Below are 9,816 nucleotides of genomic sequence, written 5' to 3'. Positions count from 1 at the left end.
TAACTGTCAACCATCAGCCGAAACACTGTCAGCCATCACCCGAAGACAAAATGTCAAGCATCAGCCGAACTCATACATGCCCTGGGTGCCCCCGGCACGACTCGAACGTGCGACCTAGGGATTAGAAGGCCCTTGCTCTATCCACCTGAGCTACGGAGGCAATGTGCAGGTCAGTCTATCCAACCGCACCCGCCGAGCCGCTTCCCCGCCGCCACGCGCGCGAAAAGCCTTCCCGCGCCGCAGTTATCGGTTATGGTGGGGACCCTCGACACACGATCAACATCGGCCGGCAATCGGCCGTTAACCGCAACGAGGCGTGTGCATGACGTCGAGGGGTGGCGTTGCAATGAGCGTGGCCGGCACTTTGACTTCACACTGCTCGTGGGCGGGTGCCCAGGCGGCACGCCTGGCGGCCGAAGCCCGCGACGTCTATCAGCTGGGAAATCTGGTGCTGCGCGGCGGCCCGTTCGCGCTGGGCTGCTTCGCCGGCTGGCTTTCCACCGAGTTTCCGCCGCGCGTGGTGACCGGACACGCGCTATCGCGGGTTGCTCATCCGTCCGTCGGCCGCGTCGGCACGGCGTTGGCCGCCCAGCGGGCGGATCGAACCCTGACCGCCGCCCTAGAGGAGTCCTTCGGACCTGAGTTTCGCGAGCAGATTTGCCACCCGGCCGCCGTCGGGGCCCTGTGCGCGCCGCGCGGTCGACTGTTGAGCAGGCCTGGGCCCCACCGCCGTTACGCGGCGCAGACTTCCGACATCTCGTACGGTCCGAGTCCGCGCGACAACCTGCTCGACGTCTGGCGGCGCGATGATTTGGCGCCCGGCTGCCGCGCGCCGGTGCTGATTCAGGTGCCGGGCGGAGCGTGGGCGCTGAACGGCCGGCGTCCGCAGGCCTACACGTTGATGAGCCGAATGGTCCAACTCGGCTGGATCTGCGTGTCGATCGACTACAGCAAGAGCCCGCGCGCCACGTTCCCCGCGCACCTCATCGACGTCAAAAGGGCGATCGCGTGGGTGCGGGAAAACATCGCCGACTACGGCGGCGACCCCGACTTCATCGCGATCACCGGGGGTTCGGCGGGTGGGCACCTGGCCTCCCTGGCTGCGCTCACCCCGAACGACCCGACCTTCCAACCCGGCTTCGAAGACGCGGACACCGCCGTGCAGGCGGTAGCGCCCTATTACGGCGTGTACGACTTCACCGACTTCGAGAACATGCACGAACTGATGCTGCCGTTCCTCGAGCAATTCGTGATGAAGGCCCGCTACGCCGACGAGCCGGAGCGCTTCACGGCGGCATCGCCGATTTCCTACGTGCGCGGCGACGCGCCGCCGTTCTTCGTGCTGCACGGCGAGAAGGACGAATTGGTGCCCAGCGGGCAGGCTCGCGCGTTCTGCGCGGCGCTGCGCGCGGCGGGCGCGGCCACGGTGGCCCACGCCGAACTCGGCAATGCCCATCACGCTTTCGACATCACGCCGACGGTTCGATCGCGGCTGGCCGCTGACGCCGTCGCCGATTTCCTCGGTGTCGTCTATGGGCGGCGCGTCGGCGCGCTGCTGGACGCGTTGCCCCTGGCCGCCACGTCGGCCAGCTAAGCCCGCGCCGAGTACTCGCCGCTCCTTTCACCAGCGCGGTAACCCGACTAGCGTTGGATAGACCATTGGGGTTGGTTGGTCTAAGGCAGGAGGCTTGATCGGCCGTGACAAGGTTGGCGCGTCGAACTGGTGACCATGACTGAGTCCGTCGAGGCGATGAAGTTGTCCGACGAGCTCGGGCCGGTCGATTACCTACTGCACAGGGGAGAGGCGAACCCCCGCACCCGGTCGGGGATCATGGCGCTCGAGCTACTGGACACCACGCCGGACTGGGAACAGTTCCGAACGCGATTCGAAAACGCGTCGCGACGGGTGCTGCGGCTGCGGCAGAAGGTGGTCGTGCCGTCCCTGCCGACGGCCGCGCCGCGGTGGGTGGTTGACCCCGATTTCAACCTGGATTTCCATGTGCGCCGGGTGCGGGTGTCCGAACCCGGCACGCTGCGTGAGGTATTCGATCTTGCCGAGCTCATCCTGCAGTCACCGATGGACATTTCGCGACCACTGTGGACAGCCACCCTGGTCGACGGTCTGGCCGACGGCAAGGCCGCGGCCCTGCTGCATGTCAGCCATGCCGTCACCGACGGCGTGGGCGGGGTTCAGATGTTCGCCGAGATCTATGACCTCGAGCGCAATCCGCCGGCCAAGCCGACGCTACCGTTGCCCGTCCCGCAGGATCTGACTTCCAATGATCTGATGCGCCAGGGCATTAACCACCTACCGTTCGCCGTCGTCGGCGGTGTCATGAGCGCGCTGTCCGGCGCGGTATCGGCGGCCGGGCGGGCGGTCTTGGAGCCGACGGCCGCCGTCTCGGGGATCGTCGGCTACGCCATGTCAGGCATGCGGGTGCTCAACCGGGCTGCAGAGCCCTCGCCGCTGCTGCGGCCGCGCAGCCTCGCCACCCGCAGCGAGGCGATCGATATCCCCCTCGCCGACCTGCACAAGGCCGCAAAGGCCGGCGGCGGGTCAATCAACGACGCTTACCTCGCCGGACTTTGCGGCGCCTTGCGCCGCTACCACCAGGCGTTCGGCGTGCCGATCAGCACGCTGCCGATGGCCGTGCCGGTCAACCTGCGGGCAGAAGCGGACGCGGCCGGCGGCAACCGATTCACCGGTGTCAACCTGGCTGCGCCGATCGGTACCGCCGATCCCGTGTCCCGAATGAAGAAGATCCGCGCTCAGATGACTCAGCGCCGCGACGAGCCCGCGATGAACATCATCGGTTCGATTGCTCCGGTGCTCAGCGTCTTGCCGACCGCGGTACTCGAAGGGATCACCGGCTCGGTGATCGGATCCGACGTGCAGGCCAGCAACGTCCCCGTCTTCCCGGGCGACACTTACATCGCCGGCGCAAAAGTCTTGCGGCAGTACGGTGTCGGCCCGCTGCCCGGAGTGGCGATGATGGTGGTGCTGATTTCGCGCGGCGGGTGGTGCACCATCACGGTGCGCTACGACAGGGCCTCAGTGAAAAACGAGGCGTTGTTCGCCCAATGCCTGCTCGAAGGTTTCGACGAGATCCTGGCGCTGGCCGGTGACCCACCACCGCGGGCGGTGCCCGCTTCGTTCGCCGAGCCGGCCGTGTCCTCGCGATCGGCGGCGGGCTCATGAGCGCCTCGACGGAGCAGCCCGACCACCGCAGAGGGAAAAACGCCGAGCAGGAGATGCGGTTGCCCGGCTCGGTGGCCGAGATCATGGCCAGCCCCGCAGGCGCCAAGATCGGTGCCTTCTTCGACCTGGACGGCACGCTGGTCGCCGGGTTCACCGCGCTCATCCTGACCCAGGAGCGGCTGCTGCGCCGCGACATGGGGGTAGGGGAGCTGCTCGGCATGGTGCAGGCCGGCTTGAGCCACACCCTCGGTCGTATCGAATTCGAAGACCTCATCGGCAAGGCCGCCGCCGCGCTGACCGGGCGACTGCTCGACGACTTGGAAGAGATCGGCGAGCGGATGTTCATCCAGCGGATCGAGTCGCGGATCTACCCGGAAATGCGCGAGCTGGTGCGCGCTCACATGGCTCGTGGCCACACCGTCGTGCTCAGCTCGTCGGCGCTGACCATCCAGGTAAACCCGGTCGCGCGTTTCCTCGGAATCCCCAACATGCTCACCAACAAATTCGAGACCACCGAAGACGGCATGCTCACCGGTAGCGTCGAGAAGCCGATCTTGTGGGGACCGGGCAAAGCCGCTGCGGTGCAACGATTTGCGGCCGAGCACGACATCGATCTCAAAGACAGCTACTTCTATGCCGACGGTGACGAGGACGTCGCCCTGATGTACCTGGTCGGCAATCCGCGCCCAACGAACCCTGAAGGCAAGATGGCCGCGGTGGCCAAGCGCCGCGGATGGCCGATCCTGCGATTCAGCAGCCGTGGCCCGGTGGGCCTGCGGCGGCAGCTGCGGACTCTGGCCGGGTTCGGCTCGATGTTCCCGGTCGCGGCGGGCGCGGTGGGCGTCGGCGTGCTGACCCGCAACCGGCGTCGCGGCGTCAACTTCTTCACCTCGAACTTCTCCCAGCTGTCGCTGGCGATTGCCGGCGTGCATCTCAACGTCATCGGCGAGGAGAATCTCACCGCGCAACGGCCGGCGGTCTTTATCTTCAATCACCGCAACCAGGTTGATCCGGTCATCACCGGCGCGCTGGTGCGCGACAACTGGGTCGGTGTGGGCAAGAAGGAGCTGCAGAAAGACCCCGTCATGGGCACGCTCGGCAGGCTCCTGGATGGCGTGTTCATCGACCGCGATGATCAGGCCGCCGCGGTGGAGATGCTGCACGAGGTCGAAGACCGTGCGCGCAGGGGCCTTTCGATCGTGATCGCCCCGGAGGGCACCCGCGTCGACACGACCGAGGTCGGCCCCTTCAAGAAGGGGCCGTTCCGGATTGCGATGGCCGCGGGCGTCCCGATCGTCCCGATCGTGATCCGCAACGCCGAGCTCGTCGCCGCGCGAAACTCGACCGTCATCAACCCCGGCACCGTCGACGTCGCGGTCTTTCCGCCGATCTCGGTGCAGGACTGGACGCTTGACACGCTGCCGGAGCGTATCGCCGAGGTCCGCCAGCTATACCTGGATACGCTCGCCAACTGGCCCGTCGACGAACTGCCCGAGGTGGATCTGTACGCCGAGAAGAAGGCGGCAGCCAAGAATTCGCCCGCCAAGAATTCGCCCGCCAAGAAGGCGCCCGCCAAGAAGGCGCCGGCCAAAAAAGCACCGGCCAAAAAGGCACCGGCTAAAAAGGCACCCGCCAAGAAGACGCCCGCGAAGAAGGCCACGTCGAAAGCGAAGCCGCCCAAGGCAAATCCGCATGAATCCCAAGCCGCGCTCAAGGACGGCGAGGCGCAACGACCCGCCGCCGAGGCGGCCGTCAGCGCCGAGCCACCGGATTCGCCGCCCCGAGGGCATCCATGACCGAACCGGCTGCAGATAGCAGCGCGGTTCTTACCGGACGAGACTCGCTGGTATTGGCGTCGATGGCCTCGCCGGTCGAGATGGAACTGGTGACGGCGTGGCTGGAACACCAGCGCACCGACCATCCGGGAGCGAATTTCGGCTTCGTGAAGCTGCCGGCACTCGACGCGCCACCGGAAGCGATGACGGCCCTGGCCGAACAACTCGAATCCGGAGAGGATCGTTCGATCGTGCCGGTGCGAGTGTTCTGGCTGCCGGAGCCCGACCGCGGCCGTTTCGCCAAGCTGGCCGGGCTCCTCCCCGGCCGGGATCCCTACCACCCCAACCACCGTCAGCAAGAACAGATCGTGCGGACCGCTCCCCAGCGCGCCCGGGTGGTGGCCGGTGAGGCGGCCACCGTTGCCGAACTGCGCCGGCAGTGGCGCGAAACCACGGTCGGAGAAGACAAGTACGACTTCGCCCAATTCGTGATCCGCCGCGCCATCTTGGCGATGGAACGCGTCGAGTACCGCATCCTTGGACCGCAGTACAAGTCGCCGCGGTTGGTGAAGCCGGAGATCCTGGCCTCCAACCGGTTTCGCGCCGGGCTGGCCAAAATTCCCGGCGCGACCGTCGACGAAGCCGGAAAGATGCTCGACGAACTCGCCACCGGGTGGAGCAGGGCATCGGTCGACCTCGTCGGGGTTCTCGGCAGGATGCTCAGCCGCGGGTTCGATCCGGAGATCGACTACGACGGCTACCAGGTTGCGGCGATGCGGGCGGGCCTGGAAGCTCACCCGGCGGTGCTGTTGTTCTCACACCGCTCCTATATCGACGGTGCCGTGGTGCCGGTCGCCATGCAGGAGAACCGGTTACCGCCGGTGCATGTGTTCGCCGGCATCAACTTATCGTTCGGCGCGATGGGGCCGTTGCTGCGGCGCTCCGGCGTCATCTTCATCCGCCGCAACATCGGCAACGACCAGCTCTACAAGTACGTGCTGCGCGAGTACGTCGGTTACATCGTCGAAAAGCGGTTCAATCTGAGCTGGTCCATCGAGGGCACCCGCTCGCGAACCGGAAAGATGCTGCCACCCAAGCTCGGCCTGCTGGCCTACGTCGCCGACGCCTACCTGGACGGCCGCAGCGAAGATATTCTGCTGCAACCGGTCTCGATCAGCTTCGATCAGCTACACGAGACCGCCGAATACGCCGCCTACGCCCGCGGCGGGGAGAAGACACCCGAAGGTGTGGGCTGGTTGTACAACTTCATCCGCGCGCAAGGTGAACGCAACTACGGCAAGATCTACGTCCGCTTCCCCGAAGCCGTGTCGATGCGCCAGTACCTTGGCGCACCGCACGGCCCGCTGTCCCAAGACCCCGACGCCAAACGTCTTGCACTGCAGAAGATGTCGTTCGAGGTCGCCTGGCGAATCCTGCAGGCGACGCCGGTGACGGCGACGGGCCTGGTCTGCGCATTGCTGCTGACCACCCGCGGTGCGGCTTTGACGCTCGGTCAGCTGCACCACACCCTGCAGGACTCGCTGGATTATCTGGAACGCAAACAAGACCCGATGTCCACCAGCGCGTTGCGGCTGCGCACGCACGACGGGGTGCGCGCTGCGGTCGATGCGCTGTCCCACGGACACCCCATCACCCGGGTCGACGGCGGCCGGGAACCGGTGTGGCGCATCGCGCCCGAGGAACAGCACGCTGCGGCCTTCTACCGCAACTCGGTGATCCACGCCTTTTTGGAGACGTCGATCGTCGAGCTCGCACTGGCACACGCCCGCCGCGCCGACGGCGACCGCATGGCGGCCTTCTGGGCGCAGGCGATGCGGCTGCGCGATCTGCTGAAGTTCGACTTCTATTTCGCGGACTCCGCGACATTCCGTGACAACATCGCCGAAGAGATGGCATGGCACAACAATTGGGAAGGTCACGTCGCCGCAGGCGGTGAGGAGATCCGCTCGCTGTTGTTCGCGAAGCGCCCGCTGATGGCGGAAGCGATGCTGCGGGTGTTCTTCGAGGCCTATGAGATCGTCGCCGACGTGCTGTGTGACGCGCCGGCGGACATCGGACGCAAGGAACTGACCGAGTTGGCGTTGGGCGTCGGCCGGCAGTACGTGGCGCAGACCCGGATCCGCAGCAGCGAATCGGTGTCGACGCTGTTGTTCGCCACCGCCCGCCAGGTCGTCGACGACCAGAACTTGATCGCGCCGGCCGCGGACCTGGCGGAAAGGCGAGGCGCCTTTTTGCGAGAGCTGCGCTACATCCTGCATGACTTCAACTATGTGGGGCAGATCGCACGCGAACAGTTCGTGGCCCGGGAGGACAAGGCCCGCCGCAACCTTCTGGACAGCCAAACCCGGTAGCCGGCGGGGTCGCCCATACCCTGGACATATGACCGTCGCCCCGCCGGCTGGCAAGGCCCCGCCCCAGGCCTCCGCCCAGCGCCGCACGCTGGTGTGGCCGGTCGTGGTCGGGGTGGCCGTGCTGGCGGGCTGCACCGCCGCCGGCATCGGGACGCTCTCGTTGGCCAGCGCGTTGACGGTGACCGGTCTACCCGATCCGGGAGATGTGACCACGCTGGGGCTGCCCTTCGTCCGGGCAGCGGGTGAGATCGCCGCGGTGCTCGCGGTCGGGTCGTTTCTGTTCGCCGCATTTCTGGTGCCGCCGCAGCGCAACGGTGTCCTCGACGCCGGCGGCTATCGGGCCCTTCGGCTCGGGACGGTGGCGTCGGGGGTGTGGGCGGTTTGCGCCGCCCTCTTGGTGCCGCTGACCATCTCCGACGTGTCCGGCCATCCCGTCGCCGATATCAGCCCGATGCGGATGTGGTCGCTAGCGGGTCTGATCACCAACGCCTCGGCCTGGCGCTGGACCGCGATCCTGGCCGCGGTGATCACGCTGGCGAGCCTGTCGGTGCTGCGCTGGTCGTGGGCGCCGGTGCTGGTGGCCGCGTCCGTGATGACGTTGGTTCCGCTGGGGTTGACCGGTCACTCGTCGGCCGGCGGTTCCCACGACCTGGCCACCAACAGTCTGCTGATCCATCTGGTCGCCGCCAGCCTGTGGGCCGGTGGCCTGCTCGCCCTGCTTGCCCATGCGCTGCGTGGCGGTGGTCACCTCGGGCTGGCCGCCCGGCGATTCTCACTGATCGCGTTGTGGTGTTGGGTCGCGATGGCAATGAGTGGGCTGGTAAACGCCCTGGTCCGGGTCCAGCCCTCCGATCTGTTCAGCACCGACTACGGCCGGCTGGTGACCGCCAAGTTCGTCGCGCTGTGCCTGCTGGGCGCGCTCGGCTGGCGCCAGCGGCGTGTGAGTGTGGCTGCGCTGCAAGCCGATTCGGGACACGGGCGTGGTGCGTTGCTGCGGCTGACGCTGATCGAGGCCGCCATCTTCGGCCTCACGTTCGGCGTCGCCGTCGGGTTGGGCCGTACCCCACCGCCACCACCGCCGTCCCGGCTGCCATCGATTCCCGAAGCCGAGATCGGGTACGACTTCGACGGCCCACCCACCGTGGCGCGCATCCTGTTCGACTGGCGGTTCGACCTGATCTTCGGCTCCGCCGCCCTGGTCTTTGCCGCCTTGTATGTGGCGGCGGTCGTGCGGCTGGGCCGCCGCGGCGACAAGTGGCCGCCAGGGCGGACCTTTTCCTGGCTGCTGGGCTGCCTGGTGTTGCTGTTCGCCACGTCGTCGGGCGTTGGGCGTTACATGCCGGCGATGTTCAGCATGCACATGGTGGTCCACATGTGCCTGTCGATGCTGATCCCGATCCTGCTGGTGCTCGGCGCCCCGGTCACCCTGGCCTTGCGGGCGTTACCCGCGGCCGGCCGTGACGATCCGCCGGGCATGCGGGAATGGCTGTTGGCCGCGCTGCACAGCCGCCTGTCCCGATTTCTCACCAATCCCGTGGTGGCCACCGTGTTGTTCGTCGCCGGCTTCTACGGGCTGTACCTGTCGAACCTCTTCGACACCACCGCGAGCAGCCACGCCGGGCACCTGGCCATGAACCTGCACTTTTTGCTGAGCGGCTACCTGTTCTATTGGGTGGTGATCGGCGTAGATCCCACGCCGCGGCCGATCCCGCCGCTGGCGAAGGTGGCCGTGGTGTTCGCATCGCTGCCGCTGCACGCCTTCTTCGGGGTGGTACTGATGGGCACCAAGAAGGTGCTCGGCGCCGACTATTACCGCTCGCTCGGTCTGAGTTGGCACACGGATCTGCTGGGCGATCAGCGGCTCGGCGGGGGCATAGCCTGGGCGGCGGGGGAATTCCCGCTGGTGATCGTCATGCTCGCGCTGCTCATCCAGTGGGCGCGCAGCGATCGCCGCACCGCGCGGCGACTAGACCGGGCCGCCGAGCGCGACGATGACGCCGAACTGGTGGCCTACAACGCGATGCTGGCGCGGCTGGCAAAGGGCGAGAATCCCAACCGATCCGACTAAGCCGGGCCGCTCCGGACTGATTCACAGTCGCGGTTTCTTCCACAGGACGACCGGCCCGTCCGGGATTCACCGCTGTTTCCCACGGCGTTCGTCGGTAGCGCAGCGCTTACTGGCGGCCGTAGCCAAAGCAATCGAGAAGGGACAGCCCATGTTCGAAACCCCGCTTACCGTCGTCGGTCACATCGTCAACGACCCCGCCCGCCGCAAGGTCGGCGACCAGGAGGTTCTCAAGTTCCGGGTGGCCAGCAACTCGCGCCGCCGCACCGGAGACGGCGGCTGGGAGCACGGGAACTCGCTGTTCGTCACGGTCAACTGCTGGGGAAAGCTGGTCACCGGAGTGGGTGCGGCATTGGGCAAGGGCGCACCGGTGATCGTCGTCGGTCACGTGCACACGAGCGAATA

6 protein-coding genes and 1 tRNA gene are annotated in these 9,816 nt (G+C 67.0%); 6 read left to right on the top strand and 1 reads right to left on the bottom strand.

What is annotated here, in order from left to right; genetic code table 11:
• Positions 1 to 86: 86 nt before the first annotated feature.
• Positions 87 to 160 (bottom strand) — tRNA-Arg (locus tag A5652_RS22210).
• A 186-nt stretch (positions 161 to 346) separates the two neighbouring features.
• On the opposite strand from A5652_RS22210, the gene A5652_RS22205 reads away from it, so the two are divergent.
• The 6 genes from A5652_RS22205 to A5652_RS22180 all read left to right on the top strand — a co-directional run.
• Entirely contained in the window at positions 347 to 1,594 is a 1,248-nt protein-coding gene (locus tag A5652_RS22205; protein ID WP_067356838.1) for an alpha/beta hydrolase, read from the top strand.
• 135 nt (positions 1,595 to 1,729) lie between these two features.
• Positions 1,730 to 3,199, top strand: coding sequence for a wax ester/triacylglycerol synthase family O-acyltransferase (locus A5652_RS22200; protein WP_067356835.1), 1,470 nt, complete (start codon positions 1,730 to 1,732; stop codon positions 3,197 to 3,199).
• Positions 3,196 to 4,995, top strand: a complete 1,800-nt coding sequence (locus A5652_RS22195) for an HAD-IB family hydrolase/lysophospholipid acyltransferase family protein (RefSeq protein WP_067356832.1) — start codon at positions 3,196 to 3,198, stop codon at positions 4,993 to 4,995. The genes A5652_RS22200 and A5652_RS22195 overlap by 4 nt, the downstream gene beginning before the upstream one ends.
• Positions 4,992 to 7,346 (top strand): glycerol-3-phosphate 1-O-acyltransferase, encoded by a 2,355-nt coding sequence (locus A5652_RS22190; protein ID WP_067356829.1) that lies wholly within the window; start codon positions 4,992 to 4,994, stop codon positions 7,344 to 7,346. Before A5652_RS22195 ends, A5652_RS22190 begins: the two co-directional genes overlap by 4 nt.
• Positions 7,347 to 7,374: 28 nt before the next feature.
• The gene (locus A5652_RS22185) at positions 7,375 to 9,414 is read left to right on the top strand and encodes a cytochrome c oxidase assembly protein (RefSeq protein ID WP_067356826.1); all 2,040 of its coding nucleotides are present in this window, start codon (positions 7,375 to 7,377) and stop codon (positions 9,412 to 9,414) included.
• 148 nt (positions 9,415 to 9,562) lie between these two features.
• On the top strand, positions 9,563 to 9,816 hold a 254-nt coding region (locus A5652_RS22180; RefSeq protein WP_156745481.1), incomplete at its 3' end, for a single-stranded DNA-binding protein.

The sequence above is a fragment of the Mycobacterium sp. 1165178.9 genome (genome assembly GCF_001673555.1).
Taxonomy (GTDB): domain Bacteria; phylum Actinomycetota; class Actinomycetes; order Mycobacteriales; family Mycobacteriaceae; genus Mycobacterium.
The sequence above is the reverse complement of the archived record's forward strand: the minus strand, read 5'-3'. Positions and strand labels throughout refer to the sequence as shown.